Source organism: Nocardia higoensis NBRC 100133 (genome assembly GCF_000308595.1).
Lineage (GTDB): Bacteria > Actinomycetota > Actinomycetes > Mycobacteriales > Mycobacteriaceae > Nocardia > Nocardia higoensis.
The window spans coordinates 1-25,863 of the sequence record NZ_BAGA01000056.1 but is presented as its reverse complement, the minus strand read 5'-3'; the positions used below and the strand labels follow the sequence as shown (position 1 = coordinate 25,863).

Annotated in this window: 26 protein-coding genes and 1 tRNA gene; 9 read left to right on the top strand and 18 right to left on the bottom strand. The window is 69.0% G+C overall.

Translation table 11 applies throughout. The features are described from left to right. Window positions 1-433: 433 nt before the first annotated feature. The 3 genes from ON26_RS06885 to ON26_RS06875 all read right to left on the bottom strand — a co-directional run bounded on the left by ON26_RS06885 (window position 434) and on the right by ON26_RS06875 (window position 2,514). On the bottom strand, window positions 434-808 hold the full coding sequence (locus ON26_RS06885) for a hypothetical protein (RefSeq protein WP_174375380.1): 375 nt from the start codon (window positions 806-808) through the stop codon (window positions 434-436). A 166-nt stretch (window positions 809-974) separates the two neighbouring features. Beyond that, complete coding sequence (locus ON26_RS06880; RefSeq protein WP_040795165.1) at window positions 975-2,264, bottom strand: Fic family protein; 1,290 nt, start codon at window positions 2,262-2,264, stop codon at window positions 975-977. A gap of 177 nt (window positions 2,265-2,441) precedes the next feature. After that, a tRNA-Asn gene (locus ON26_RS06875) sits at window positions 2,442-2,514 on the bottom strand. 226 nt (window positions 2,515-2,740) lie between these two features. On the opposite strand from ON26_RS06875, the gene ON26_RS06870 reads away from it, so the two are divergent. Further along, complete coding sequence (locus ON26_RS06870; protein ID WP_040795147.1) at window positions 2,741-3,001, top strand: hypothetical protein; 261 nt, start codon at window positions 2,741-2,743, stop codon at window positions 2,999-3,001. A 61-nt stretch (window positions 3,002-3,062) separates the two neighbouring features. Here the strand turns inward: ON26_RS06870 and dnaG are convergent, their stop codons facing one another. The 3 genes from dnaG to ON26_RS06855 are packed head-to-tail and all read right to left on the bottom strand — an operon-like array spanning window position 3,063 to window position 6,961. Next, complete coding sequence (dnaG, locus tag ON26_RS06865) at window positions 3,063-4,973, bottom strand: DNA primase (RefSeq protein ID WP_040795146.1); 1,911 nt, start codon at window positions 4,971-4,973, stop codon at window positions 3,063-3,065. A gap of 33 nt (window positions 4,974-5,006) precedes the next feature. Continuing rightward, window positions 5,007-6,266 carry a deoxyguanosinetriphosphate triphosphohydrolase gene (locus tag ON26_RS06860; RefSeq protein WP_040795145.1) on the bottom strand — a complete coding sequence of 420 codons (1,260 nt, stop codon included), beginning with the start codon at window positions 6,264-6,266 and terminating at the stop codon, window positions 5,007-5,009. A gap of 2 nt (window positions 6,267-6,268) precedes the next feature. Beyond that, complete coding sequence (locus tag ON26_RS06855) at window positions 6,269-6,961, bottom strand: YdcF family protein (protein WP_051026768.1); 693 nt, start codon at window positions 6,959-6,961, stop codon at window positions 6,269-6,271. A gap of 94 nt (window positions 6,962-7,055) precedes the next feature. Between ON26_RS06855 and ON26_RS06850 the strand changes: the two genes are divergently transcribed. Then, complete coding sequence (locus ON26_RS06850; RefSeq protein ID WP_157171805.1) at window positions 7,056-7,580, top strand: EVE domain-containing protein; 525 nt, start codon at window positions 7,056-7,058, stop codon at window positions 7,578-7,580. 6 nt (window positions 7,581-7,586) lie between these two features. Here ON26_RS06850 and ON26_RS06845 read toward each other — a convergent pair whose 3' ends face one another. Next, on the bottom strand, window positions 7,587-8,306 hold the full coding sequence (locus tag ON26_RS06845; protein ID WP_051026763.1) for an MBL fold metallo-hydrolase: 720 nt from the start codon (window positions 8,304-8,306) through the stop codon (window positions 7,587-7,589). A gap of 7 nt (window positions 8,307-8,313) precedes the next feature. On the opposite strand from ON26_RS06845, the gene ON26_RS06840 reads away from it, so the two are divergent. Further along, window positions 8,314-10,299, top strand: coding sequence for a TPM domain-containing protein (locus ON26_RS06840; protein WP_040795142.1), 1,986 nt, complete (start codon window positions 8,314-8,316; stop codon window positions 10,297-10,299). A gap of 154 nt (window positions 10,300-10,453) precedes the next feature. Here the strand turns inward: ON26_RS06840 and ON26_RS06835 are convergent, their stop codons facing one another. Beyond that, the gene (locus ON26_RS06835) at window positions 10,454-11,752 is read right to left on the bottom strand and encodes a phthiocerol/phthiodiolone dimycocerosyl transferase family protein (protein ID WP_245545753.1); all 1,299 of its coding nucleotides are present in this window, start codon (window positions 11,750-11,752) and stop codon (window positions 10,454-10,456) included. Between the two features lie 109 nt (window positions 11,753-11,861). On the opposite strand from ON26_RS06835, the gene ON26_RS06830 reads away from it, so the two are divergent. After that, window positions 11,862-12,467: a TenA family protein gene (locus tag ON26_RS06830; protein ID WP_040795141.1), complete on the top strand. Its 606-nt coding sequence runs from the start codon at window positions 11,862-11,864 to the stop codon at window positions 12,465-12,467. Between the two features lie 61 nt (window positions 12,468-12,528). Here ON26_RS06830 and ON26_RS06825 read toward each other — a convergent pair whose 3' ends face one another. Continuing rightward, window positions 12,529-13,929 (bottom strand): glycine--tRNA ligase, encoded by a 1,401-nt coding sequence (locus tag ON26_RS06825; protein ID WP_174375379.1) that lies wholly within the window; start codon window positions 13,927-13,929, stop codon window positions 12,529-12,531. A gap of 214 nt (window positions 13,930-14,143) precedes the next feature. Between ON26_RS06825 and ON26_RS06820 the strand changes: the two genes are divergently transcribed. Beyond that, window positions 14,144-14,488, top strand: a complete 345-nt coding sequence (locus tag ON26_RS06820; RefSeq protein ID WP_040795139.1) for an ArsR/SmtB family transcription factor — start codon at window positions 14,144-14,146, stop codon at window positions 14,486-14,488. A gap of 3 nt (window positions 14,489-14,491) precedes the next feature. After that, window positions 14,492-14,920, top strand: coding sequence for a Fur family transcriptional regulator (locus ON26_RS06815; RefSeq protein ID WP_040795138.1), 429 nt, complete (start codon window positions 14,492-14,494; stop codon window positions 14,918-14,920). Window positions 14,921-15,044: 124 nt separating this feature from the next. Here the strand turns inward: ON26_RS06815 and ON26_RS06810 are convergent, their stop codons facing one another. After that, window positions 15,045-16,025: a hypothetical protein gene (locus tag ON26_RS06810; RefSeq protein ID WP_051026762.1), complete on the bottom strand. Its 981-nt coding sequence runs from the start codon at window positions 16,023-16,025 to the stop codon at window positions 15,045-15,047. 104 nt (window positions 16,026-16,129) lie between these two features. On the opposite strand from ON26_RS06810, the gene ON26_RS06805 reads away from it, so the two are divergent. Then, window positions 16,130-16,744, top strand: a complete 615-nt coding sequence (locus ON26_RS06805; RefSeq protein ID WP_040795137.1) for a TetR/AcrR family transcriptional regulator — start codon at window positions 16,130-16,132, stop codon at window positions 16,742-16,744. Window positions 16,745-16,747: 3 nt separating this feature from the next. Here the strand turns inward: ON26_RS06805 and ON26_RS06800 are convergent, their stop codons facing one another. The 4 genes from ON26_RS06800 to ON26_RS06785 form a co-directional block, all read right to left on the bottom strand. Further along, a complete protein-coding gene (locus tag ON26_RS06800) occupies window positions 16,748-17,161 on the bottom strand; it encodes a YbjN domain-containing protein (protein ID WP_040795136.1) in 414 nt (137 codons plus the stop codon). A 75-nt stretch (window positions 17,162-17,236) separates the two neighbouring features. Continuing rightward, window positions 17,237-18,040: an isoprenyl transferase gene (locus tag ON26_RS06795; protein ID WP_174375378.1), complete on the bottom strand. Its 804-nt coding sequence runs from the start codon at window positions 18,038-18,040 to the stop codon at window positions 17,237-17,239. 64 nt (window positions 18,041-18,104) lie between these two features. Then, the gene (gene recO, locus ON26_RS06790; protein WP_040795135.1) at window positions 18,105-18,875 is read right to left on the bottom strand and encodes a DNA repair protein RecO; all 771 of its coding nucleotides are present in this window, start codon (window positions 18,873-18,875) and stop codon (window positions 18,105-18,107) included. A gap of 96 nt (window positions 18,876-18,971) precedes the next feature. Beyond that, a complete protein-coding gene (locus ON26_RS06785; protein WP_040795134.1) occupies window positions 18,972-19,610 on the bottom strand; it encodes a TetR/AcrR family transcriptional regulator in 639 nt (212 codons plus the stop codon). A 160-nt stretch (window positions 19,611-19,770) separates the two neighbouring features. On the opposite strand from ON26_RS06785, the gene ON26_RS06780 reads away from it, so the two are divergent. Next, window positions 19,771-20,793: a Rieske 2Fe-2S domain-containing protein gene (locus ON26_RS06780; RefSeq protein ID WP_051026761.1), complete on the top strand. Its 1,023-nt coding sequence runs from the start codon at window positions 19,771-19,773 to the stop codon at window positions 20,791-20,793. Then, complete coding sequence (locus ON26_RS06775; RefSeq protein WP_040795133.1) at window positions 20,790-21,875, top strand: NAD(P)H-dependent amine dehydrogenase family protein; 1,086 nt, start codon at window positions 20,790-20,792, stop codon at window positions 21,873-21,875. The genes ON26_RS06780 and ON26_RS06775 overlap by 4 nt, the downstream gene beginning before the upstream one ends. An 86-nt stretch (window positions 21,876-21,961) precedes the next feature. Here the strand turns inward: ON26_RS06775 and ON26_RS34875 are convergent, their stop codons facing one another. From ON26_RS34875 to ON26_RS06755, 4 genes are all read right to left on the bottom strand, one after another. Then, the gene (locus tag ON26_RS34875) at window positions 21,962-22,564 is read right to left on the bottom strand and encodes a TetR/AcrR family transcriptional regulator (protein WP_040795132.1); all 603 of its coding nucleotides are present in this window, start codon (window positions 22,562-22,564) and stop codon (window positions 21,962-21,964) included. After that, complete coding sequence (locus ON26_RS06765) at window positions 22,551-23,417, bottom strand: alpha/beta fold hydrolase (protein WP_040795159.1); 867 nt, start codon at window positions 23,415-23,417, stop codon at window positions 22,551-22,553. The genes ON26_RS34875 and ON26_RS06765 overlap by 14 nt, the downstream gene beginning before the upstream one ends. 75 nt (window positions 23,418-23,492) lie before the next feature. Further along, a complete protein-coding gene (locus ON26_RS06760; protein WP_083883819.1) occupies window positions 23,493-24,800 on the bottom strand; it encodes an acyltransferase family protein in 1,308 nt (435 codons plus the stop codon). Continuing rightward, complete coding sequence (locus tag ON26_RS06755; protein ID WP_083883817.1) at window positions 24,797-25,735, bottom strand: SGNH/GDSL hydrolase family protein; 939 nt, start codon at window positions 25,733-25,735, stop codon at window positions 24,797-24,799. The genes ON26_RS06760 and ON26_RS06755 overlap by 4 nt, the downstream gene beginning before the upstream one ends. Window positions 25,736-25,863: the final 128 nt, after the last annotated feature.

Genomic DNA, 25,863 nt, shown 5'->3' with positions numbered 1-25,863 from the left:
GCACAGGGCTCGGGGACGCTTCCTTGCACTACCCGCCCGAGGTTCGTGACAACGCACCGAACTGATCAACGGTCTGCGCCGCTACTGCGCCATCGACGACCTCGCCCAACGACTGACCGAAGTAGGTCTCACATCCCAGCCCCCTCGCCTGCGTCCGCAAGGTCAGTCGGTCATCGATCGGCCGCGGATGACCATCAGAAGCGGACGCGTGTGCGTCCACGCAAGAAAGCCGGCCGAGCAATCGTGCTATCAGCCTCTGAGACCGGCCCCGGACGACTCGCGACGGCTGCCCCCTGTTGAGGCACAGACGATTCCATCTCCAGATACCATCGGACCGAGGTGCGCCTTCTCCGAGGCGGCATACGATCCCCGGAAGCCGAGGTCGATTCACAGTGCCCCCGCCGTTGCGGCAAACGGGATTCGACGAACGCCTCTACCGCAGCATGCTCACCGGAGCGTCGTCGGCGGCGGTCGCCATCGGCCTGACGCTCGCTGTCATTTGGTGAAGCTCCCCATCGCCTCTTCCTGTCGCTCCTTCGGCGAGTTCCGGGAGCCGGTCCTCCCACACTCGCCTGATACCCGCTTGAAGCCAGATATGGGACCACAGCTGTCTCAACGTGGCCGCATCGAGGTAGGTGTGCAGATCAGCGGGGTCGACGGCTTCGTTGATCACGGTGCGGTACAAGTCGACGATTCTGCCGGGACAATCGAGGTCGTACGCGGCTCGACCCGACCAGTCGAGATGAACGGGCAGGTGTACGACGCCGACAGTAGGGCCGGTGAGCAGACGTAGGTCGTCGGGAACCACGACAGGCTTGTCGTAGCGGGGTGCGCTGCCCGAGGGTCGATCATGGGCTGCTCATCGCTGTCGGTCCTGAGCGGGGTGCCGACGGACAAGTGTCGCCCCACGGCCTGGAGTTGATCAGGAAGCCCTGCTGACAGCGACATACAACAGCACCTTGTACCGTCCCTTGCTATTTCGGTGAATCGGCACGCAGTCGGCCGAAGCGGTCCACCGCCGGTGCTGGTGGCCCCAGGTCTGGTCGCCGATGGTCGGTATCGTCGGCCCCGACCCGATTGGCGCGCTCCGCCAGGGCAGTGAGACCCAGATGATCGTCGGCTGTGTAGCACACTATTTTTCCCTTGTGGTTCTTCGAGCGACCGAGCACTCCGGCGTCAGCCAGCTCGGTGAGGGCGCGGTGGGCGGCGACGGTCGAGACGTCATATCGAGTGGCGGCCGATTCTGTGGTGAGTACGGGGTGCGTGGACAAGTCCGCGAGGATCTTCGTGGCGACCGCATCGCGACGAGGTAGGGCGGGGCTGGTGCCCTGTCTGCGACGGTGCTCGACCAGGCGTTGCAAAAGTTGCTCGTCGAGTTCGGCAGCATCTCGGGCCAGCCGCACTCCGGTCTCTGCTGCCTGCTCAGCGGCATGGGCGAACCCGATGACCCATTCGTCGGTGTGTGGTTCCGGGTCGCGGTAGGAGGTCAGGCATGCCAGATAGTCGCCGGTGCGTGCGGCGAACACGGTGCTGATCGGGATCAGGGTGTGCCGCAGGGCATCACAGCGCCGCAACACCGTGTGGATCAGCGCGCGGCCGGTACGCCCGTTGCCGTCGATGAACGGGTGGATCGTCTCGAACTGCACGTGGGCGATCGCGGCCCGCACGACCGGGTTGCCGTGGGTAGCGGTCAGAAACGATGCGACGTCCGCGACCAAAGCGGGCACCTCGGACTCGGGTGGAGGAACGAAATCGGCCCGCAATGGGCTCCATCCGGGTCCGCCGACCCAGTTCTGTTCGGTGCGCAGACCGCCAGGCAGCCGGGGTTCGATGGTGTGCTGCAGGTCCACGATGTCTTGTGTCGTGATCGGCCTGGACCGGTCGGCCAGGCAGTCGATGGCCTGTTCGGTGGCGTGCACGGTAGCCACCACATCCAGGGCGGTGCGAGTACCCGATTCCAAAGTCTCGGCGATGGCGAGTTTCTTGGGCGTGATGCGGTTGCCTTCGATCCAGGACGAGGAGATCGATTCGGACCGGATCAGCAGGTGGTTGAGGTAACTCCCGCGGGGCCCGATTCGTTCATCTGCCCTGGCCAGTACTGCCAGTGCGTCCTCGGCTGCCTGCTGAGCCCGAGGACCGATCTGCGGTAGGTCCACCCCCAGCGGATCGGGGATATAGGCCAGGTAGGTTCCAGCCTGCCGGTCACGGCGAGCGAGCAGACCCTCGTCCGCCGGCCGCCACACCCGTTCCACGTACCTCGCCATCGACACTCCTCGGGTTAAGTATCGCGCCAGAAACCTAATCCTAGAGTAGCTAAAGTTAATTTAGTTGGCGAGGGTGAAACGTTCGGCCGGACCGACACAAGAGAAAGTAGCGGATTCGGGATATTCCCGGACAACAGAAACCCTCCATCAACATATGTTGATGGAGGGTTTGCACTGCTCCCCCATCTGGACTCGAACCAGAAACCTGCCGATTAACAGTCGGCTGCTCTGCCAATTGAGCTATAGGGGACTATTCTGTTCGGTTCGCCCCTTTCGGGCCGACCGAGGAGAAACTTTAGCGCATGGCCGCGCCGGTTCCCAAATCGGGCTCCTACCTGCGAAGACACCGTGCGCCTCGGCGTGTCGGAGGCAACAGGCGGGCGGGTGTCGAGCGAGTGCCGGCCGGATCGACACGGGGACGCCGTTTCGGGCAGGATGGTAGCCGCTGACATGCGATCGGGAGGAGCTCCACCAAGATGCTGCGGTTGTTGATCGGTATCGCGGCCGGGTACGTACTCGGGTCCAAGGCCGGGCGGGCTCGGTATGAGCAGATCAGCTCGGCTACCAGAGCGGTGACGGGCAGCCCGGTGACTCGCAAACTGGTCCTGGTGGGCCGGCAGCGGCTGTCGGACAAGCTGAGCACTCGGCCGCCGTTGGAGCCGATGAAGCCGATCGACGAGCGGACGACGATTCTGGTGCCGCAGGATCAGTTGCGGCGGGGCAGCAAGCGGGTCTAGACGCGCGGAAGGCGCCGACCAGGAGGGGGCGGCGCCCGGGCGGGAGGGCCACGGCCGGCGCTCAGCCGGCGGCGAAGTCGTCCGCGTTACCCATCGCCTGGGCTTCCAGGCTCTTGCGGTACTGCTCCAGAGCGACGAGATCGCCGAAGAGGGCCATGTATTCGTCCATGTTGTCACTGGCCGAGAGGCGCTGCAGTTTGGACTTCAGGGTGGCGATCTGACGGCCTACGTGGGCTTCCTGGGTGCGGGCGAGCACACCGGTGATCACGCGGGGCATATCGTTGATCGACTTCACCGGGATCGGACTGCCTGCCAGCTCCGACACCAGGGCGCGCAGGGTGAGATCTTCCGTGGCGTCGGCGACAGCGTTCACCCACTCCGCGCCGCTGAGACCGCAGCACGCGCCGCCCGCCTCGGCGATCGCGACGCGGATCGCCACATAGGCGGGATGGGTGAACGCCTCGACTTCGAGGGCGTCGAAGACCGCGCCCGCGATGGCCGGGTATTGCAGTGCGGCGCAGAGGGATTGGCGCTGCGGGAGCAGGACCGGGTCGTTGGGGTTGGGGCGCGCGGCGGGGTGCTCGGCGACCTTGGACTCGGCGGCGGGGGCGCGCTTGGGGGCGATGCCGGGGCGGGGGCCCTTCTTGGCTTCCTCGCCGACGCGGCGGACGACGGTCTGGATGTCGTCCCAGCCGACCCAGCCGGCCAGGCGGGTGGCGTAGGCCTTGCGGGTGGCGTTGTCCTTGATCTGGGCGACCACGGGGACCGCGCGGCGCAGGGCCTCGACCTGGCCTTCGACGGTGTCGAGATTGTGTTCGGCGAGCAGGCCGCGGATCACGAACTCGTACAGCGGGGTTCGGCGGGCGATCAGGTCGCGGACGGCCGCGTCGCCGCTGCGCTGGCGCAGGTCGCAGGGGTCTTGGCCGTCGGGGGCGACGGCGATGTAGGTCTGGCCGGCGAGCTTCTGGTCGCCGGCGAAGGCTTTGGTGGCGGCGGCCTGGCCCGCGGCGTCGCCGTCGAAGGTGTAGATGATCTCGCCGCGCCAGAAGTTGTCGTCCATGAGCAGGCGGCGCAGGATCGCCATGTGCTCGTCGCCGAAGGCGGTGCCGCAGGAGGCTACGGCGGTGGTGACGCCGGCCAGGTGCATGGCCATGACGTCGGTGTAGCCCTCGACGACGACGGCTTGGCGGCCCTTGGCGATATCGCGCTTGGCGAGGTCGAGGCCGAAAAGCACCTGGGACTTCTTGTACAGCAACGTTTCCGGAGTGTTGATGTACTTGCCGGGCATGGTGTCGTCGTCGAAGAGCTTGCGGGCGCCGAAGCCGATCACCTCGCCGCCGAGGTTGCGGATCGGCCACAGCAGCCTGCGGTGGAAGCGGTCGATGGGGCCGCGTTTGCCCTGTTTGGACAGGCCGGCGGCTTCCAGTTCCTTGAATTCGAAGCCCTTGCGGAGCAGGTGCTTGGTGAGGGTGTCCCAGCCGCCGGGGGCGTAGCCGCAGCCGAAGTGGCGGGCGGCTTCGGCGTCGAAATCGCGGTCGGTGAGGAACTTGCGGGCCGCCTCGGCCTCGGGCGTGGCGAGCTGGGCCATGTAGTACTCGCGGGCGGCCGCGTTGGCGGCGACCAGGCGGGCGCGGGTGCCGCGGTCGCGCTGGACGGAGGTGCCACCGCCCTCGTAGTTGATCTGGTAGCCGATGCGGTCGGCGAGCTGCTCGACGGCTTCGACGAAGCCGATGTGCTCGATCTGCTGGAGGAACTTGTAGACGTCGCCGCCCTCGCCGCAGCCGAAGCAGTGGAACAGGCCGTGGTTGGGCCGCACATGGAAGGACGGGGACTTCTCGTCGTGGAAGGGGCACAGGCCCTTCATGGAGTCCGCGCCCGCGCGCTTGAGGGCGACGTACTCGCCGACCACGTCTTCGATCCGGACGCGGTCGCGAATTGCCGCTATATCGCGATCTGGAAGTCGTCCGGCCACGCAGTGCAGTCTAGCCGCGCGGCGAGGGCCTGATCACCCGGCCAGTTCGGTGGCCATCCGTTCGAGGCGGCTCTCGGTGTAGGAGGCGATCTGGTCGATGATCACGCGGACGCGGGCGGTGTCGGTGTCGGCTTCGCGCCACCACGGCAGGAGCTGGGGGTCCAGGTGGTGGGGGGCGGTTTCGAGCAGGCCCGCGGCGACTTCCTGGATGCGCTGGCGCTGGACGGCCTGGCGCTGCTTGTGGACGGAGTCGAACATGACGTAGCGCAGGGCGAAGGTCTTGAGGATGGTGACCTCGGCGGCTGCTATCCGCGGAATCTCCAGGTCGGCGGCGTAGCGGATGAGGGGGCCCGGGCCCGCGACGGCGCGGGTGGCGGCGATGGCCGCGGTGGCGAAGCGGCCGACCAGCTCGCTGGTGAGGCGTTTGAGGGCCACCGAGGCGGCGAAGGAGCCGTCGTAGTGGAAGACGTCGGCGAGCACGGGCAGTTCGGACAGCCGCTGGGCGGCCTCGACCAGATCGTCGACGGGGATCTCGGGATGCTGGCGGTGGCCCATCTGGGCGAGGGCTTCGCGTTCCCGCGGGTCGGCGAGGGCGCGCAGGTCGATGCGGCCGTCGATCACGCCGTCCTCGACGTCGTGCACGGAATAGGCGACGTCGTCGGACCAGTCCATGATCTGGCACTCGAGGCTGCGGACGCGGTCGGGGGCGTCCTTGCGGATCCAGGCCAGGCGGTCGGTGTCGATGTCGTAGGCGCCGAACTTCGTTCCGGGACCTGTTCTGCCCCAGGGGTATTTGATGGATGCGTCGAGGGCGGCGCGGGTGAGGTTGAGGCCGGCGCTGATGCCGTCCGGGGTGAGGACCTTGGGCTCCAGGCGGGTGAGGATGCGCAGGTTCTGGGCGTTGCCTTCGAAGCCGCCGTATTCGTCGGCCCAGGTGTCGAGGGCCTTCTCGCCGTTGTGGCCGTAGGGCGGGTGGCCGATGTCGTGGGCGAGGCCGGCCAGGTCGACGAGGTCGGGGTCGGCGCCGAGGCCGTCGGCGATGCTGCGGCCGATCTGGGCGACTTCGATGGAGTGGGTGAGGCGGGTGCGCGGGGTGTCGCCGTCGCGGGGCCCCATGACCTGGGTTTTGTCGGCGAGGCGGCGCAGGGCGGCGGAGTGCAGCACGCGGGCGCGGTCGCGGGCGAACTCGGATCGGTGGCCGAGGGTGAATTCGACGCCGGGGGAACCGAGTCCGGCGGTTTTCGGGGCCTCGACGACCATGCGTTCGCGGTCGTGTTCGGTGTAATCGCTCATGTTCACTGCCCTGCGGTGTAGGGGAAATCGGCGGAGAAATGGGTCAGCTGGTACCAGAGCAGGGCGAAGGTCTCGCGGAAGATGCCGTGGGCCTGGGACTCGCGGGTGTAGACGGCGGGGCCGGTGCGGGTGGGGGCGGTCCAGGCGCGCAGACCGTCGTCGCGGGCCATGGTGCGGGTGCGCAGGGAGTGCCAGGGGTCGCTGACCAGGGCTACCGAGGACCAGCCGCGTGCGGCCATCGCGTCGGAGACGGCTTCGACGCTGCGCAGGGTGTCGGAGCCGGTTTCCACGGCGAGGACGGCGTCGCCGGGGATGCCGCGTTCTTCGAGGTAGGCCTTGCCGGACGCGGCTTCGGTGTAGAGGTCACCGTCCTGTTTGCCGCCGACGGTGATGACGCGCGGGGCGACCCCGGCCTCGAAGAGGTCGTAAGCCTGGTCGAGGCGGGCTTCGAAGACCGAGGACGGGGTTCCGGAGTACTGGGCGGCGCCGAGGACCACGATGGCGTCGGCGGGGGTGTAGTCGTTGATCCGGGCCACCTGCCACACCCGCACCGCGGTGCCGCCGACCACCACGAGGGCCATCAGCACCGCGCCCGCGACGCCGCGTCTGATCCAGCGCGCGAGGCCCGCGCCGAAGCCACGGCGAAGCCCGGACTCGAAGGTCGAAGCCGGTTGGGCGCGTGGGGCTGGCGAGATCACTCCCCAAGTTTGCCAGGCATGCGCGAATCCATAACGAGTGCGAGGCAGCTGAGAGGGGTACCTCTGATGACAAGCAGCTGAGAGGGACATCGTGGCACTGGAACGAAAAGACGTCGGATGCTGGATTGTGAAGGGCAACCCCCAGGTGTGGGATTACTTCGCGTTCTTGGCCGACACACGGAGGAGGACCCCCTGCCGCGCCAGCTCCGACTGGAGCATCGGCACCACGTCGCGGCGCGGAAACCTCATCGAGGTGGGAGACCTCGTCGCCTTGTGGATCACGGGACCGAAGAATCCTGGTATCTACGAGGTCGGTCGGGTGAGCAAGGCTCCGACGAGGTGGAACGGACTCGATTCGCGCTATGCCGTCGATACTGCGCGCGCAGCGCAGCCGTGCCCGGGCATCGAATTCGATGCCGTGCGGCTGGGTGATGCGTTTGTGCCGCGATCGCAGCTGACCAGGGATCGCGTGCTCGCTGGCTGCGAGCAACTCCGTGCTCCGCAGATCTCGAACCCCAGCTATCTGACGCCCCGCGAGACAAAGAGCCTGGCCCGTCTGGTCGCCCGTCGTGTGCCGGGTGCACTGTTGAACGAAGTGTGTTGGCCGACGCCGTAAGGCGGGTCACCAGCCTCGGGCGCGCCACTCCCCCAAATGCGGGCGCTCGGTGGCGAGCGTGGTGTCGTCGCCGTGGCCGGGATAGACGATGGCGTCGTCGTAGCGGTCGAAGAGTTTGGTGGTGACGTCGGTGAGCAGGGAGTCGAAGGCCTCCGGGGAGCGGGTCTTGCCGACGCCGCCGGGGAAGAGCGAATCGCCGGTGAAGATGTGGGTGCGGCCGGTGGGCTCGGTCAGGACCAGGGCGATCGAACCGGGGGTGTGGCCGCTGAGGTGGATCACGTCGAGGGCGAGGTCGCCGACGTCGACGGTTTCACCGTCTTCGAGCAGCCGATCGGGGGTGACGGGGAGTGCGTCGGCATCGAGGGGGTGGGCGGCGGTGGGGGCGCCGAGGGCCTCGGTGACCTGTTCGAGGGCCATCCAGTGGTCGCGATGCTGGTGGGTGGTGACGATCAGGCGGACCTTGCCGGGCATCTCCTGCTCGACCAGTTCCACGATGCGGTCGGGCTCGTTCGCGGCGTCGATGAGGACGGCGGCGCCGCTGGCGGCGCACTGCACGAGGTAGACGTTGTTGTCCATGCCGCCGACGGACATCTTGATGATGCGCGCGCCGTCGAGGTCGCGTTGCTGGGGATTCGCCCCGGGGGACACGTGGCCGGTGTACGGGCGGTCGATCGTGATCACTCGGACGATGCTATTGCACGCGGGTGCCCGGACCGGGCTATACATTCGTGTCATGTCGTCGCCGTCGAAGTGCCATGGTCGCTGGGTGTCCCGTGCGGTCCTCGGCGTCCTGCTCGTCTGCACCGTATTGCTGGGGTCAGCGCCCGGTTTCGCGGAGCCGCCCGCCCGCATGGACACCTATGTTGTCGACTCGGCGGGAGCGTTGCAGGGCGACGACGCCGGGCGCGTCCGCGCCGCTGTCGATCGGCTCTACACCGATCACAAGGTCCGGTTGTGGGTGTATTACGTGAAGGATTTCGGCGGGATGTCGGCGCAGCAGTGGGCCGCGCAGACCGCCTCGAAGTCCGGGTTCGACTCCCGCGACATGCTGCTGGCCGTGGCCACCGGCGCGCGCGAGTACCGGCTGGACGGCGACGCGCCGAGCGGGGTCAGCGAGCGGGAGCTCGACTCGCTGCTCGCCGAGAAGGTCGAGCCCGCGCTGCGGGACAGCCGGTGGGCGGATGCGGCTGTGCTGACGGCCGATGGGATCGGCGCAGCGAAGGTCGGCGGCGGTGTCAGTGTGCGGGGTCTGCTGATCGTGGCGCTCGTCGTGGCGGCGGGGCTGGCCGGGCTCGTGTGGTGGTCGCGCAGGCGCGCGAAGAAGCGCTCGGCTGCCGAGCTGGCCGCGGCCCGCGCGATCGATCCCGAGAACACCGCCGCGCTGGGCGCGCTGCCGCTGGAGGCCCTGCACGCGCGATCGCGCGAGGTGCTGGTGGAGATCGACGACGCGATCCGCGCCAGCGACGAGGAATTGCAGCTGGCGATCGGCGAGTTCGGCGCCACGGCCACCGCGCCGTTCAGTGCCGCGCTGAACAACGCGAAGTCGGCCGCGGCGCAGGCATTCCGCATTCGTCAGCAGCTCGACGACGACATTCCCGAGACGCCGGAGGAACAGCACCGGCTGCTGATGGAGCTGCTCACCACGGCCGGGCGCGCCGATCGTGAACTCGACGCACGGGTGGCCGAATTCGACGCGATGCGCAATCTGCTCATCGACGCCCCGAACCGGCTCGACGGGCTCACCCGCGATCTGGTCGAGCTGACCGGGCGCAAGCCCGCCTCCGAGGCCGAGCTGGCCCGGCTCACGGCCGCGCATCCGGCGAGCGTGCTGGCGCCGATCGCCGACAATGTGCGGATGGCGGGCGAGCGAATCGCCTTCGCCGAGCAGAACATCGATGCCGCACGCCAGGCGCTCAGGCTTCCGGTCGGGCAGCAGGGCGGGGCGGTCGCGGCGATCCGGTCCGCCGAGAGCGCGATCGGGCAGGCGCGGACGCTGCTGGACGCGGTCGACAACGCGGCGTCGAACATCCAGCAGGCGCGCGACGGGTTGCCCGCGGCGCTGGACGAACTGCGCAAGGACATCGCGGCCGCCGCCGAACTGGCCGGTTACGGCGGCGCGGAGCTGGCGGCCGCGGTCACCGCCGCCCAGCAGACTTTGGACACCGCGAGCGGGCAGGCCGACAGCGACCCGCTCAGCGCCTTCCACGCCGCGGTCTCCGCCGATGCCGAACTCGATCGCGCGGCCGCGACCGCCACCGATCGCAAGCTGGCCGCCGAGGATCTGCGCAGGCGGTTCGACCACGCGCTGCTCGACGCGCAGACCCGGGTGAGCGCCGCGGCCGACTACATCAGCACCCGCCGGGGCGGCGTCGACGCTGCCGCGCGGACTCGCCTGTCGGAAGCTCAACGTCATCTCGATGCCGCCCAGGGGCTGGCGGGCAGCGATACCGAGGGGGCGCTCGGGCACGCCAGGACGGCGGCCGAGCTGGCGGGCCGCGCCTTGCGGGAGGCGCAGGCCAGCGTGCACGCCTGGGAGGCGAACAGGACCCAGTTCTCGGGGCCGGGCAGCACTGCGGGCGCGGTTCTGGGCGGCATCATCGTGGAGGGGATGTTGCGCGGTGCGATGAGCGGGGCGATGCACCGATCGGGCGGGTTCCAGCCGAGGTCGTTCGGCGGATCGAGCGGGTCGAGTCGCGGCGGGCGCGGCGGGCGGTTCTGAGCCCGGACCTGCGGCCGCCGACCCGGAATCCGGGCGGCACTCGTGGTGCCGCCCGGATCGGGCCTCTACGGTGCCGCCCTGTTCGGGCTCGGTGGCACCACCCGGACCGGTCGCCGTGGCGCCGTCCGGGATGGTCCGATGGGCGCGGCCGGGATCAGGCGTCGATGGGTTCGCTTGCCAGGGTGGACAATTCGCGGGCCACGGCGCGTGGCAGGCGGGCCGCCGCCGCTCCCCCGCCGAGGATTCCGACGCACAGTCGGTCGGCGAAGGTGTAGACGAGGAAGGTGACGGCGGCGGAGCTGCCGGTCGAGGGGCGGGGATGGGCGCTGACGTAGACGATTTCGTAGTCGGAGAGCGTCAGTCCGGGCGGGGTGGGCAGCTCGGGCACACGACCGGTGTTGGTGATCGCGACGTGGCCTGCCGTGGAGTGGATGCGGCGGTTGCCGAAGAACTCCGGGAAGTGCAGTACCGACTGCTGGATCACGCCCTCGGCGAGGTCGTGGTTGAGGCGGGCGGCGATGTGCTTGGCCAGGGCGACGAAGCCGGTGCCGGGGCCGATCTCGGCGGCGAACCCGGCCAGGCCCGCCATATTGGTGCCCTCCTGCGCGGCGACCGGCGGGTCGAAGCGATTGCGCAGATCCACCGGGTAGACGCAGGTCAGCGGGGTGGAACCACGAGCGGCGCCGCCGTTTTCGGCTTCGTTCCTGCCTGCCGCGTAGGCGCGCAGCAGGGCGGCGGTGACCAGGCCGTTGACGCTCACGCCGTAGTGGCGGCCGACCGCGATGATGTGCTCGGTGGACGCCTCGTCGAGCAGCACGCGCTCGGGGCGCGCGATGGTGGGCGGGGCGTCTTCGGGCGGGTCGAGCGGAATCGCGGACTCCGCGGGCGAGAGCGGGACCGTGACCGCTTCCAAGCCGGAGATCGCGCTGCGCCGGGCGCCGCGCCGGACCGCGTAGTACTCCAGCGACTGCGGGAGCTCGTGCGGCACAACGGCGGTCGCGCCGTCGGTGACGCTGTCGAGATGTACGCGCTCGGTGTAGTGCTGCCACAGGCGCACGAACAGCGCGACGCAATGCCCCGCGTCGGCGACGGCGTGGTGGACGAACAGCGTCACCCGTGCTCGGTTTTCACCGGGAACGATGTCGAGATAGGCGAGCTGGTGGCGGGGGTCCATCGGTTCGGGCGGGATGCGCACCTGGTCGATGTCGCCGGGGTGGACGAACGCGCCCATGTGACCGATCGGGCGCAGCAGCCAGCCACCGCCGGCGCCGTCCTCACCGATCCGGCAGACCAGCACCGGATATTCGCGTTGCAGGGCGGTGAAAGCCGCTCGCAGCGCGTCGATCTCGAGCTCACCCCGTACGACGACGGAGCGCCCGGTATACGTGCCGTGCCGCACGAACCGCGCCTCCGACGGCGCGAGCTCGCGCACCACGACATCTTCTTCCCACACACCGAAGAGAGTGCGCGTAGCGGCGCTCGGACGCAAGCCGAGACCTCGGTCTGTGGCAGTGTTGTGGCCCCGATCAGGCAGTAGCCGGGAAGTGCGTCAGACTGGCGGCATGAGTCTCGCAGCGCGCCTGGAGGAGATCGGCCTGCCGATGGTCGACGAACAGCTCCGTCATCCGACGGTCGCCGGAATCGCCGCCGGCACCCTGCCCGACACGGTGTTCCGCTCCTGGCTCGAGCAGGACTACCTGTATCTGCTGGACTACACGCGGGTGTTCAGCCGCCTCGCCTGGCAGGCGCCCGACGCCCACCTCGGCGACCTGGTCGACCTCGCGCATTCGACGCTGCACGAGGAACTGGCGCTGCATCGTGGTCTGGCAGCGGAATTCGGCGCCGACCTCGACAACGCGGTGAAGGGCGCACCGTGCGCGGCCTACACCGCCTTCCTGCTCGACGCGGCCGCCGACTACGGCGACGGGCTGGCCGCGCTGTACCCCTGCATGTGGGGCTACTCGACGCTGGGCGCGCGGCTGGCCCTCGACCCGCCCGCCGATCCGCGCTACCGGCGCTGGGTGGACACCTACGCCGACCCGGCCTTCGCCGCCCTCACCCGGCGCTGCGCGCAGATGCTCGACGAGTCGGGCGCGGATCCGGATCGGGCGCAACGGTTCTTCGTCGAGGGGATGCGCCACGAGCTGGCGTTCTGGGACGTCCCCTGATCTCGGCCCGACGCGAACGCCCGCCACCGGGAGACGGTGACGGGCGTTCGCGAGGCTTCGGTCAGGCGCCGAGCAGGCGCTGGGCCAGGTAGCCCTCGACCTTGTCCAGGGCGATGCGCTCCTGCGCCATCGAGTCGCGGTCACGGATGGTGACGGCCTGATCCTCGAGGGTGTCGAAGTCGACGGTGATGCAGAACGGGGTGCCGATCTCGTCCTGGCGGCGGTAGCGGCGGCCGATGGCGCCCGCGTCGTCGAACTCGACGTTCCAGTGCTTGCGTAGCTGGGCGGCGAGTTCCTTGGCCTTGGGGGTGAGGTCGGCGTTGCGCGAGAGCGGCAGGACCGCGGCCTTCACCGGGGACAGGCGGTAGTCCAGGCGCAGGCTGACGCGCTCCTCGAGATTGCCCTTGGCGTTGGGCACCTGGTCGACGGTGTAGGCGTCGACCAGGAAGGCCATCAGCGAGCGGGTCAGGCCGGCCGCGGGCTCGATGACGTAGGGGATGTAGCGCTCGTTGGTCGACTGGTCGAAGTAGCTCAGTTCGGTGCCGGAGTGCTCGGAGTGCGTCTTGAGGTCGTAGTCGGTGCGGTTGGCCACGCCCTCCAGCTCACCCCACTCGCTGCCCTGGAAACGGAAGCGGTACTCGATGTCGACGGTGCGCGTCGAGTAGTGCGACAGCTTTTCCTTCGGGTGCTCGTAGAGACGCAGGTTCTCCGGGTCGATACCCAGATCGGTGTACCAGGCCATGCGGGTGTCGATCCAGTACTGGTGCCACTGCTCGTCTTCGCCCGGCTTGACGAAGAATTCCATCTCCATCTGCTCGAACTCGCGCGTGCGGAAGATGAAGTTGCCGGGAGTGATCTCGTTGCGGAAGCTCTTGCCGATCTGGGCGATGCCGAACGGCGGCTTCTTGCGCGCGGTGGTCTCGACGTTCTTGTAGTTGACGAAGATGCCCTGCGCGGTCTCGGGGCGCAGGTAGTGCAGGCCCTCTTCGTCGTCGACGGGGCCGAGGTAGGTCTTGAGCAGACCGGAGAAGTTGCGCGGCTCGGTCCAGGCGCCGGGCTGGCCGGTCTCGGGGTCCTTGATGTCGGCCAGGCCGTTGACCGGCGGGTGGCCGTGCTTCTCCTCGTAGGCCTCGAGCAGGTGGTCGGCGCGATAGCGCTTGTGGGTGTGCAGCGACTCGACCAGCGGGTCGGTGAAGGTCGCGACGTGGCCGGAGGCCTCCCAGACCTGGCGCGGCAGGATGACCGAGGAGTCCAGGCCGACAACGTCTTCCCGGCTGGTGACCATCGAGCGCCACCACTGGCGCTTGATGTTCTCCTTCAGTTCGACGCCGAGCGGACCGTAGTCCCACGCCGACTTGGTGCCTCCGTAGATCTCACCGCACGGGTAGACCAGACCCCTGCGCTTGGCGAGGTTGGCAACGGTGTCCACCTTCGACTTGGGTGCCACGCGAGATATCTCCATCCACTGCGAGTCGGATTCGTCCACAGGCGCAACCAGTTGGTGCGCACTATGCGCGCAGTGCGCACGGGACCAGCCTATCGGCTCACGGAATCAGGGTTGCCTTCGCCTTCGCCTGAACTCCTGGTCCGGTGTTCCGCACCCGGCCGCGCGCCTATTTGACATGCGTAATCGTGCATATCAAAATGGAATTGCTTTCCATTAAGGAGATGGTCCCATGACCGCCGACACGGCTGCCGCGCACACCCCGTACCGCTCGCCCGGACCCGCCCAGGTGCCCGCGCGCGCCGTGCTGGAAGACGCCGGTGAGCTGTTACGCGCGCTGGCCGCGCCCGTCCGCATCGCCATTGTGCTCCAACTGCGGGAGTCGCCGCGCTGTGTGCACGAACTGGTCGACGCGCTCGGCGTGACCCAGCCGTTGGTGAGCCAGCATCTGCGCATCCTCAAGTCCGCGGGTGTCGTGCACGGCGAGCGGTCCGGGCGCGAGGTGCTCTACGAACTCGTCGACGACCATCTCGCGCACATCGTCGTCGACGCTGTCGCGCACGCCGAAGAAGGGTGATCCGTGGCCGACAAGACCCAGGTTCCCGCCAAGGCCGCCGTCGGCGTGCGCAGTACCCGCCAGCGCAGCGCCATCGCCGCGCTGCTGGGTGACATCGACGAATTCCGGTCCGCGCAGGACCTGCACGACGAGCTGCGCAAGCGCGGCGAGGGCATCGGGCTGACCACCGTCTACCGGACCCTGCAGTCGCTGGCCGATGCCGGTCTCGTCGATGTGCTGCGCACCGATACCGGCGAGTCGGTGTACCGGCAGTGCTCCACCGGTCATCACCATCACCTGGTCTGCCGTCACTGCGGGCGCACCGTGGAGGTCGAGGGGCCGACCGTGGAGGCCTGGGCCGACACGATCGCCGAACAGCACGGGTTCACCGAGGTCAGTCACACCATCGAGGTGTTCGGCACCTGCCGGGACTGCGGCAAGCCGCGCGACTGAGGTCCGGCTCGCCGTCGGCGAAGCGCATCAGTGGCACGAGTCCTGCCGGCCGAGGGTGTCCACCGGGGTCGCGCGTGATCGTCATGATGTCCTCCGTGGTGTCTGAATTCATCGCTCGGGCGCGTCAGAGCGCGGGCGTGAGCTCCGGCTCCGCGGCATATTCGCCGGTCGAGTCCGCGCGTCGCTCACGCAGTGCGGCCACGCCGAGCAGGGCGAGTCCGGCTGTTGCCCAGACCAGCAGCACCACAAGTGGTTTCGTGCCGCCCGCGCCGTCGAAGAAGGCGACCGAGCGCAGCAGCGAGCCCGCGGCGCCGGGCGGAAGCAGCTGGCCGATCGCGCCCCACGGCCGCGGGAGCAGTTCCGGGGCCGAGGTCGCGGCGGAGAACGGGTTGCCGATCAGCAGCATGGTCAGCGCGCCGAGCCCGATTCCGGGCGGGCCGATCAGCGACGCCAGGCCGACGATCACTCCTGCCACGCCGAACGAGGACAGACCGGCGACAGCGGCCAGAGCGAGATAGTTGCCGGGCAGCGCCGACAGCCAGCCCTGGGCGATCAGCATGCTCGCCAGGCCGCCGACGACGCCGAAGGTGAGCACGCCGGCCAGCCGCGGGCCCGCGCCGGTGACGACCAGCGAGAGCAGAGCGCCCGCCGCGATGCCCGACATGACCAGCGGCAGCACCATCGAGCCGAAGACCACACCGCGCGGGTCGTCGGCATCGGCGGCCACCACGTCCTCGACCGGCGCGCCGGTGGCTCCGGAAAGCTGTTGGGCCATCGCCGTGAGCTGTTGCGCCACAGCGGGACTCGCCGCCGAGGCGACCAGCAGGCGGGGCGCGCCCTCCCCCGTGACGATCGCGCCGTAGACCTCGCGGTTCTCGATGGCCGCACGGGCGGCCCCGGCGTCGGGCAGCGTGGTGACCGCGAAGGCGTCGGGACCGGCGGCGGCGAGCCGTTCGGTCACCATGGCGGCCTGCGGTCCGGCGACAGCGAGCGGCAGGTCGCGCGGTGCGAGATTGGCCGCGGGCCAGGCGAAGGCGACCAGCATGAGTAATTGGAGCGCGGCCGCGCCGAGGCCCACCGCGAGCGCGCGCAGGGTGGTGTTCATGACTTCTCCCCGTAAATCGAATGCTCGTTCTCTTTTGCTGTGTCCTACGGTCGCACCGTCGACGGAAACTTGTCAAGAACGAATGTTCGTTTTAATTTGGAGACATGCCCAGAGTCAGCGAGGAGCACCTAGAGCGCCGCAGACAGCAGATCCTCGACGCGGCCCAGTTGTGCTTCGCGCGCAAGGGTTTCTTCGACACGTCCATGCAGGACGTCTTCGCCGAATCCGGCATGTCGGCCGGCGCGGTCTACCGCTATTTCAAATCCAAGAACGAAATCGTGGCGGCGCTGGCGAGTCGGACCACCGTGCCCGTGCGGGCCGTGCTCACCGAGCGCGTCCGGGCCGACCCGCTGCCGACGCCCGCCGAACTGATCCGCGCCGTCGCCGAAGAGGTGATCCGGCACAGCGGGCCCGACGGCGTGGTGCGGCTGGCGCCGCAGGCCTGGGCACTGGCGATGATCAACGAGGAGGTCGGCGATTTCGTGCGCACGACCATGCGCGGCCTGCGCGAGACGTGGGGCGAATACGCCGAGCGGATGGTGGCCAACGGCTGGCTGCCGCCCGATACCGACACCGATGCGGTGGCCAAGACCTTTCTGAGCCTGCTCCCCGGATTCATCCTGCAGCATCTGGCTCTCGGCGATATCGCGGCCGACACCATCGCCCGCGGTGTCGACGCACTCATCCCCGTGCGGGTGCCCACCCCCGAGCAGGGGTGAGCATCAGGGCGCGAGCAGTCCCTGGCGCGCGCGTTCGGCGTTGGAGAGCACCAGCAACAGCATGGTGGTCAGTGCCGAATCGTCGAGCCCGGCGGCCGGGAAGGTGTAGCGCAGGATGACATCGGCCAGCTTGCCGTGGCCGATGACCGTGATCGAACCGAACTGCACCGCGTTGTTGCGCTCGGCCACCCGCTTGTGCAGCTGGGGTTTGAGCGGACGATCCCAGGCGAGTACGCAGGTCAGGGTCAGTACGTCCAGGCCGGGCGCGAGTTCGACCGCGCGCAGCGAGCACAACGCGCCCTCGTACTCGAAGCCGAGCGAGCCCTCCGGGTCGACGCGCACATCGACGCCGTATTGCGACAGGCACGCACCCGCGCGCGCCTGCAGTTCCTGGTCGGGAGTCACCGCCGCGTCCATTTCCGTGCCACCGTTCGCCGCGCCTGTGACCGGCTGCGCCGGTCTCGTACCGCCCCCGCTGCTCGTGCTCCCCCGTTACTTCGTGCCGCCGAAACGGCGATCACGGGAAGCGTACTGGAGACAGGCGTCCCACAGGTTGCGCCGGTCGAAGTCGGGGAACAGCGTCTCCTGGAAGACATATTCGGCGTAGGCCGACTGCCAGAGCAGGAAATTGGAGCTGCGGAACTCGCCGGACGGGCGCAGGAACAGGTCCACATCGGGCATGTCCGGCTCGTCCAGGAAGCGCGCGACGGTGTTCTCGTCGACTCGCTCGGGATCGATCTCGCCCGCCGCCACCCGGCGCGCGATCTCGCGGGCCGCGTCCGCGATCTCGGCCCGGCCGCCGTAGTTGACGCACATGGTGAGGGTGAGCACCGTGTTGTCCTTGGTGAGCTCCTGGGCGACCTCGAGCTCCTTGATCACGCTGCGCCACAGGCGCGGTCGCCTGCCTGCCCAGCGCACCCGCACACCCATCTCGTGCATCTCGTCACGGCGGCGGCGGATCACGTCGCGGTTGAAGCCCATCAGGAAGCGAACTTCCTCCGGGCTGCGCCGCCAGTTCTCGGTGGAGAAGGCGTACGCCGACAACCACTTCACGCCGATCTCGATGCAGCCCTCGACGGTGTCCATGAGCACCGCCTCGCCGCGCTCGTGACCGGCGGTGCGGGGCAGGCCGCGCTCCTGCGCCCAGCGGCCGTTGCCGTCCATCACCAGGGCCACATGCTTGGGGACGAGTTCCTTGGGCAGCTCCGGCGGACGCGCTCCCGACGGATGCGGTGAGGGCGGGCGCACGGTGCGCGTCGCGGTGGCGGATTCACGACGGAGGATCACGGGCTCCATCCTGCCCGATGCGCGGGAGCCGCCCGGCGGTGCCCTCCACGGGCCGAGCTGTCACATCCGGCCGTCATGCGGAGTGCCCGGCCGTGGCGGGGTGCGGGGCGCGGGCGGTGCGCTCGATCAGCGGCAGGGTGCGCAGTTGCCGTTCCAGGTGCCACTGCAGGTGGGCGGCGACCAGGCCGCTGGCCTGTTTGCGAATCGATTCCGGGAGGTGCTCGGCGCCGTCCCATTCGCCGCGGTCCAGGGCGATCAGATGGTCGATGACGCCGGGGGCCGGGGTGGCCGCGCCGGCGGGACGGCAGTGCACGCAGACCGCGCCGCCCGCGCCGACATGGAAGGCGCGATGCGGGCCCGGAGTAGCGCATTTGGCGCATTCGTCCAGCGCGGGGGCCCAGCCGGAGAAGCGCATGGCACGCAGCAGATAGGCGTCGAGGATCAGTTCGTGGGGCCGCTGTTTCGCCGCGATGGCGCGCAGGGCGCTCGCGGTGAGAGCGTGCAGTTTCGGGGCGGGGGCCCGTTCCTCGCCCGCGAGGCGTTCGGCGGTCTCGAGGACGGCGCAGGCGGTGGTGTAGCGGCCATAGTCGTCGATGATGTCGGAGGCGAAGGCTTCCAGGGTGTGCACCTGGGTGACGGTGTCGAGATTGCGGCCGGGGTGCAGTTGCACGTCGATGTAGGAGAACGGCTCGAGGCGAGCGCCGAACCGCGATTTGGTCCGCCGTACGCCCTTGGCGACCGCTCTGACCAGGCCGTGCTGCCTGGTCAGCAGCGTGACGATGCGATCGGCCTCGCCCAGCTTGTGCTGGCGCACGACCACCGCCTCGTCCCGATACAAACGCACGAGCCCATCCTTGCACGCCGGGGTGACGAGCTGTTCGACGACACAGACCGGCGGCTCCGGGGCGTGACGCCGGTCCGGGTCGGCCGGCGGCAGTGGTCAGCCGGTGGTGGGCGGTGGATCGGCGGCGAGGTAGGCGGTGATCGAACCGATCAGCGCCGCGAGCGCGTCGTCGAGATCGCCGTAGGTGCCGAGGGTGCGTTCGGAGGTGATGCCGCGCATGGCGGCGGGCAGCAGGGCGGCGACGCGGCGCACCTTCACCGGATCCAGGTCGAGATCGGCGAAGGTGCGTGCGCACGCGGTGTCCCAGTGCGGCTTCCAGGAGGCCAGTTCCGCCGCGGTGCGGGGGAAGTCGCGTTCGAGTTCGGCGTGGTCGCGGGGCAGGGCCGCGCGCAGGGTCTCGATGGCCAGCGATTCGGGCCTGCGCAGGCCCGCGGCCATGCCGTGGACGAGAGCGGCCACGCGTTCGGGCAGGCTGCCCTCCCCCGCGAATCCGGCGGGCAGGTCGCCGCGTTTGTCGGCGGTGTGGCGCAGCACCGCCGCCCACAGGCCGTCGATATCGCCGAACTGGTACTTGATCACACCCCAGGTGGCGCCGATGTCGCGGGCGATGCGGTTGCCCGACACCGCCGCGGGATCGCCGGTCGCCAGGGAGGTGATCGCCGCTTCGAGCATGCTCTCCCGGGACGCGAGGCCGCGCTTGTTCGCGCGTCGCCCGCCTGCCGCTGCCTCGGTCACGATGCCGGAGTGTACTCGCGGACAGGGCAATTCGGTTTCACATAACCCTCTTGTATTCTTTGACAGAGGGTTCTACTCTCGTTCTCGCCAGGTCCGGCTCTCCCTGTGAGATCACGCCGGCGCCGCGCCCACACTGCCGTCGACCGCCGGGAGGATCGAGATGGCGAAGCCACCGCTTCCGATGGAGCCGACCGGCTGGTTCCAAGTGGCCTGGTGCGCGGAGATCACCGTCGGCACGGTGCACACGATGCACTACTTCGGACGCGAGATGGTCGCCTGGCGATCGGCGTCGGGACGGGTATCGGTCTTCGACGCCTACTGCGAACACCTCGGCGCGCATCTCGGCTACGGCGGGCACGTGGCGGGCGAGAATCTGGTGTGCCCGTTCCACGGCTGGGAGTGGAATCGCGAGGGCCGCAATGTCCGCATTCCGTACGAGGACCATCCGAACAAGGGCCGCCGCATCCGCAGCTATCCGGTGGTCGAACGCAACGAGGCCGTGTGGATCTGGTTCGACCGCGACGGGCGCGCACCGTATTTCGAGATTCCGGACATGTTCACCGCCTTCGGCGACGACCGGACCGCCGCCGACTACTACCCGCCCGTGCCCGCGGCCACGCTGTACCGGCAGCGACTGGAACTGCACCCGCAGTACGTCCTGGAGAACGGCGTCGACTTCGCGCACTTCGAGTTCGTGCACAAGACGCCGTTCGTGCCCGAGTTCACCCGCCACGATTTCTCCGGGCCGGTCTCCTACGTCGACTTCACCGTCGCCTTCGATGCCGAGGTGGCCGAGGGCCGGGTCGCGAGCGGGGTCGAGTCGATCAATGCGGGTCTGGGCTGCTCGATCACCAAGAGCTGGGGCATGGTCGACAACCGCACCATGCCCGCGGTGACGCCGGTCGACGAGTCCACCTGCGATGTGCGGTTCACCGTGTGGATCGGCCGCAGGCCGGGCGACGACAGCCCGGAGATCAATCGCTACGGCACCACCATGGCCGGTTTCATCATCGAGCAGTTCGAAGCCGACGTGAACATCTGGGCCCACCAGCGCTACTCCGACCCGCCCGCGCTCTCGCGCAAGGAGTCGCAGGGCTTCCGCGCCCTGCGCGAATGGGCGAGGCAGTTCTATCCCGCCGAACTCCGTGCCGCCGAGACGACGACCGAAAGCGCCCCATCATGAGCAGCAACAACAGGATTCGCGTCTTCCAGGTCGCGACCGGCAATCTCGGCACCGAGATGATCAGCCGCATCGGCGCGCACCCCGACCTGGAACTGGTGGGACTGCACTGCTATTCACCGGAGAAGATCGGCCGCGACGCGGGCGAGATCGTCGGCATCGACCCGATCGGGGTGATCGCGACCGGCACCGTCGAGGAGATCATCGCCGCCCGGCCCGATGTGCTCACCTTCCACGGCGTCTTCCCCGACGAGGACCTCTACGAGAGAGTCCTCGAGGCGGGGATCGACGTGGTCACCACCGCCGACTGGATCACCGGCTTCCACCGCGACAGGAACCATCCGCATCCCTCCGGCCGCAAGGTCAGCGAGATCATCCGGGCGGCTTGTGAGCGCGGCGGGTCCACCTTCTACGGCACCGGCATGAACCCCGGCCTGACCCAGATCCTCGGCATCGTGCATTCCGCCGACGTGGCCGAGATCGAGAACGTCACCGTCACCGAGTCGGTCGACGTGTCCTGCCACCATTCGGTCGACACCTGGCGGGCCGTCGGCTACGGCCGCCCGGTCGACGATCCGAGCATTCCGGACTCGCTCTACACCTTCACCGCGGTGTTCGCCGACTCGGTGCACCTGATGGCCGATGCCTTCGGCCTCACCCTCGACGAGGTGAGCTTCGAATACGAACTCGGCGCGTGCACCCGGGATGTCGACCTGGGCTGGTATCGGCTGCCGAAGGGATCGCTCGGCGGCAGCTACATCAAGTACCGGGGCATGGTGGACGGTGTGGCGCGGGTGGAAACGCACCTCGAGTGGCAGATGACCCCGCACACCGATCCGTCCTGGAAGATCCAGGGCTGCTACATCACCCAGATCACCGGCGACCCCAGCATCTACAGCAAGCACATGATCTTCCCGCGCAAAGGCGTCGATCTGTCCGACCCCGCGAGCTTCGCCTCGATCGGCATGACCGTCACCGGGCTGCCCGCGCTCAACTCGATCCGCTCGGTCGTCGCCGCGCCGCCCGGCATCGTCACCAGCGCCGACCTGCCGCTGCGCGCCTTCGCGGGGCGGTTCTCACTCTGACCCGGTCCTACCCGGATGCGGCGGACCGGCTCCGCATCCGGCGCGTGGCCGATAGCGGCGCGATCGCGGGCGGTCCTCGGCACCGCTCACTCCCGCAGCAGGCCCCCGATGAGCAGGACGAGGGTCTCCAGAGCCTGGGCGTGCGCCGTGTCCGGATCGTCGGCGTAGGCCACGATCATGCCCGCCTCGATGACCGCGCTGAGCACCACCTGGGCGAGCATGCGCACCGGCGCCCGGGCCAGCAGGCCGAGTTCACGGGCCGCCTCGAACTGCTCGATGAGCAGGCCGAGGCCGTACCGCACCTCGAAGTCACGCCACGCGTGCCAGCCGAGCACACCGGGAGCGTCGGAGAGCGCGATCTGCACCATCTCGGGTCGTCTGCAGATCCGCAGGAAGGTGTTCAACCCTGCCCGCAGACCCGCCATCGGGTCGTCCGATGGCGGAGTGGCGGCCATCGCCGCGGCGAGTTCGGCACTGTTCTCCTGCTCGAGTTGTTCGAGCACCGCCACGAAGAGCCCGCGTTTGTCCGCGTAGTGGTACTGCAGCGCGCCGCGCGTGACGCCGGCTTCGGCCACGATCTCCTCGGCGGACACCGCAGCGAAGCCGTGTTCGGTGAACAACCGCCGCGCGGCCTGCTCCAGGCGACCCCTGGTGTCGCGGGTGCGGTCGAGTTGGTTACGTCGCTGCATACCGGCGGGTGAAGTCGAGAACGAGCCCGGTCAGGGCGGCGGGCTGGTCTTCGGGGATCGCGGTGTAGGAGTCGTCGACGAAATGCAGGGTCGCGTTCGGCAGATCGGCGGCGAGGCGCTCGGCCAGCCGTACCGGGAACAGCTTGTCCTCGCGCGCCCACACCACCAGCACCGGGATGTCGACGTCGGGGAATGCCCTGGCCGCCGCGAGGGTGTAGCTGTTGTGCGCTCCCGCGAGGAACCGGCGCAGGTCGTGGCGGATCGCCTTGGACTCCCGGCTCGGCAACAGATACGTGTCGACGATTTCCGGCGGCACCGGGTGCTTGACGACCCAGCCGAGGGCGATCGGCAGCGGATGCAACGCGCGGATGCGCAGCAGTTCGGTCGCCGGGCGCAAGGATCCGGGGATCCGCGCGATGGGGGTGAGGAACTTGAACGGCGGCGGCAGAAACCGCTCGTAGCAGTCCACCGAGGCCAGCACCACGCGCGCGATCCGCGCCGGGTTCCGCGCCAGCAGCACCTGGGTGATCGCCCCGCCGGTGTCGTTCGCGACCACGGTGACATCGCTGAGATCGAGCCGTTCGAGGAAGGCGGCGATCAGATCGGCCAGTCCGGCCGGCGACAGGTCGGCCTCGGGCACCGGGATGGAATGCGCCCCGAGTGGCCAATCCGGGCTCAGGCACCGGTGTCCCGCCGCGGCGACGGCGGGGACGATCTCGCGCCACAGGTTCGCGTTCACCAGCAACCCGTGCACGAAGACCACGGGAGAACCGGCGCCCGTGTCGTAGTACCGGATCCGTCCGCCCGGTAAGTCGATTTCCTGCGGTCTGCCGAGCGTGCTGCTGTGCGTCATCGAGCCCATCCCCTCTGTGGATTCCCGTGGCGAAGCCGGTTGATAGTCACATACATTCGGCATGTATGTCCAGGCTCACGAGGACACGCCGGGCGCCCGGATCGCGCCGCGGCCGTGCGCGAACCGACGCATCAGGGGTTCGTCCACCGCGTGGAATATCAGCGCGGCCGCGAGTACCGAGACCACCAGACTCAGCGTCGCCCACCCGAGCCAGCCGAAGAACCCGAACTGCTTGCCGCCGACAAACATCCGGGTGATCATGACCATCACCGGGAACTGGATCAGATAGAAGGCGTAGGAAACCTTGCCGAGCCAGACCAGCACCGGCGAGGCATTGAGCCCTCGGATGCCCGCGAGGTCGCGAGCGGCCAGCGTGGCAACCACGGCGGTCATCGGGAGCACGAGCAGGACCGACATCTTGTAGTTCACCGGAACGATGAAAGTGGCGAAATAGGCGGCTGCCAGCGCGATCAGTGGAGCCGCCATGCCGGTGCGGCGCCACCGCCCCTCGAGCACCAGCCGGGCCGCGAGCACCCCGAGGAAGAACTCCGGCAGGCGCGAGGCCGGGAAGGTGTAACTCAACCAGTACGAGGGTGATACCGGGATATCCGGCTGCGCGAACCATGCCGGGGAGGCGTGTAACTCGTAGAACGGGGACACTTCTCCCGGGACCAAGCGCGGCGCGAAGGTATTGGCGATTCCCTTCGGGCCGTCCACCCACAGGTAGAACGCGGAGTGCAACAGCACGATCAGCGCGAACAGCAGTGCCAGGGCTGCCCACAGCCGGGCTCCGGGTATACGGCGCACCAGCGGTAGCAGCAACGGAAAGCTCAGGTAGAAAAGCACTTCCGCGCCCAGCGACCAGGAGGGCACATTGAGTCCGCCGACCGTCGTCCACTTCGGCACCCAGGTGTGCACCAGCAGCAGATTCGGCAACCACACCACCAGCCGGTGCAGTGGCACGCTCGCCACCACGATGAACGCGGCCGCGGCCACCAGATGTGTCGGATAGATCTTCAGCGCGCGCCGCCGGTAGAAGCCACCGATCGGAGCGCCCGGCCGGAACGACCAGTAGATGATGAATCCGGAGAGCACGAAGAAGAAGGTCACGCCCGCCGCGCCGAGCTGCATCGGCAGGAACCGATGGATCCACCGGAACAGTTCGGTCTTCTGGAACGGATAGACCGGCAGGAAGACCAGGGCGTGCAGCACGAACACCGCGAAGGCGGCCCACCACCGTGCCCCGGTGAGCGCGGGGAGCGCCGGCCGCCGTTGCTGCCCGTGTTCCTCGGCGGGCGCATCCGGCGCCGCCGGAACCGGTCCGGCCGCGAAGGCGCCGGTCGGCCGGTTCCGCTCCCCCGTGTCGACGGGTCTCACGGTCACCCCGTGATCAGCTGCCGGAGTCCGGCTGCCACGGCCGCGTCGCCGCGTGGCGTCGGGTGTACCGGAGTCCCCATGAGCTCGCGGCGCGGATCGAGGATTCCCGCCAGCCAGGGCTCCGCGGAGCACAACCCGTGCCCGGCGGTCACCGCTCTGGCGTCGAAGAACTCCACACCGAGGGTCTCGGCCGCCGTACGCTGCGCGGCGTCCATCCGGTCCCACAGGGCGATCGCGGCGCCCGCGTCGCGCTGCACGATCGCGCCGAGGCCGAGCACTTCGACGCACCAGTGCCGCTGACCGGGCACATTCATCTCCGGATAGCCGACCAGGATGATGCGCGCGGCCGGCGCGTAGTAACGCACGTACTCCACGACCGGCCGGATCTTCTGCGCGTACAGCGCTCCGTCGACACCGCGGAAGTCGGTGGCACGGCCCTGCTCGGCGGCCTCGGGACCACACCCGCGGATCACGTCCAGCACGCAGTTCAACAGGGTCTGCCGGAGCTTGACAGTGTTGTTTCCCCACGCGTCGTTGAGCCCGGACTGGATGAGCACGGCGCGAGTATCCGGCCCGAACGCACCCTGCGCGTCGGCGTTGCGTGCCTGGTGCACGAGTGTGAGGCCGGGGCCGCTCACCAGAGACGCGCCACGGCAGGAGAGATCAGCGAAATCCTCGGTGCCCCAGAGGTTCATCCCCTGCGCGAGTTGGGTCGGCCACGATGTCGGGCTGTGTGAGCAGTCGACTTTCGCGTCGGGGGCGGCGTTTTCCAGCGCGGCGGCGATATCGCCGTTCGCCGAGAACGAATCGCCCAGCACGACGACGGCTTTTCCCTGCCCGGCGGCCGGCGCGGCCTGCACCGGAGCCGCTACAGCGAGCACGGACGCCGTCGCCACCGCGAGCGCCGCTGCGGTCGAGCGGAAACGAGAAGAAATCCTCATGACGGTCCTGTCGGTCGACGGAGGGCTCAATAGCCGGGGCGGGGCTCGAAGCCCGGATCAGGCAAGGTCGGCGCCTCCTGCTGAGGCGCGGGCTGCGGCGCCGGGGCGGGCTGCGGCGCCGGGGCGGG

What these genes read in the sequence shown, in the direction of transcription:
- ON26_RS06880 (WP_040795165.1), bottom strand. Translation starts at nt 2,264, where the DNA reads ATGGCGAGGTACGTGGAACGGGTGTGGCGGCCGGCGGACGAGGGTCTG.
- ON26_RS06870 (WP_040795147.1), top strand. Translation starts at nt 2,741, where the DNA reads ATGCTGCGGTTGTTGATCGGTATCGCGGCCGGGTACGTACTCGGGTCC.
- ON26_RS06860 (WP_040795145.1), bottom strand. Translation starts at nt 6,266, where the DNA reads ATGAGCGATTACACCGAACACGACCGCGAACGCATGGTCGTCGAGGCC.
- ON26_RS06845 (WP_051026763.1), bottom strand. Translation starts at nt 8,306, where the DNA reads ATGTATAGCCCGGTCCGGGCACCCGCGTGCAATAGCATCGTCCGAGTG.
- ON26_RS06840 (WP_040795142.1), top strand. Translation starts at nt 8,314, where the DNA reads ATGTCGTCGCCGTCGAAGTGCCATGGTCGCTGGGTGTCCCGTGCGGTC.
- ON26_RS06830 (WP_040795141.1), top strand. Translation starts at nt 11,862, where the DNA reads ATGAGTCTCGCAGCGCGCCTGGAGGAGATCGGCCTGCCGATGGTCGAC.
- ON26_RS06825 (WP_174375379.1), bottom strand. Translation starts at nt 13,929, where the DNA reads ATGGAGATATCTCGCGTGGCACCCAAGTCGAAGGTGGACACCGTTGCC.
- ON26_RS06820 (WP_040795139.1), top strand. Translation starts at nt 14,144, where the DNA reads ATGACCGCCGACACGGCTGCCGCGCACACCCCGTACCGCTCGCCCGGA.
- ON26_RS06810 (WP_051026762.1), bottom strand. Translation starts at nt 16,025, where the DNA reads ATGAACACCACCCTGCGCGCGCTCGCGGTGGGCCTCGGCGCGGCCGCG.
- ON26_RS06805 (WP_040795137.1), top strand. Translation starts at nt 16,130, where the DNA reads ATGCCCAGAGTCAGCGAGGAGCACCTAGAGCGCCGCAGACAGCAGATC.
- ON26_RS06800 (WP_040795136.1), bottom strand. Translation starts at nt 17,161, where the DNA reads ATGGACGCGGCGGTGACTCCCGACCAGGAACTGCAGGCGCGCGCGGGT.
- ON26_RS06795 (WP_174375378.1), bottom strand. Translation starts at nt 18,040, where the DNA reads ATGGAGCCCGTGATCCTCCGTCGTGAATCCGCCACCGCGACGCGCACC.
- ON26_RS06780 (WP_051026761.1), top strand. Translation starts at nt 19,771, where the DNA reads ATGGCGAAGCCACCGCTTCCGATGGAGCCGACCGGCTGGTTCCAAGTG.
- ON26_RS06775 (WP_040795133.1), top strand. Translation starts at nt 20,790, where the DNA reads ATGAGCAGCAACAACAGGATTCGCGTCTTCCAGGTCGCGACCGGCAAT.
- ON26_RS34875 (WP_040795132.1), bottom strand. Translation starts at nt 22,564, where the DNA reads ATGCAGCGACGTAACCAACTCGACCGCACCCGCGACACCAGGGGTCGC.
- ON26_RS06765 (WP_040795159.1), bottom strand. Translation starts at nt 23,417, where the DNA reads ATGACGCACAGCAGCACGCTCGGCAGACCGCAGGAAATCGACTTACCG.
- ON26_RS06755 (WP_083883817.1), bottom strand. Translation starts at nt 25,735, where the DNA reads ATGAGGATTTCTTCTCGTTTCCGCTCGACCGCAGCGGCGCTCGCGGTG.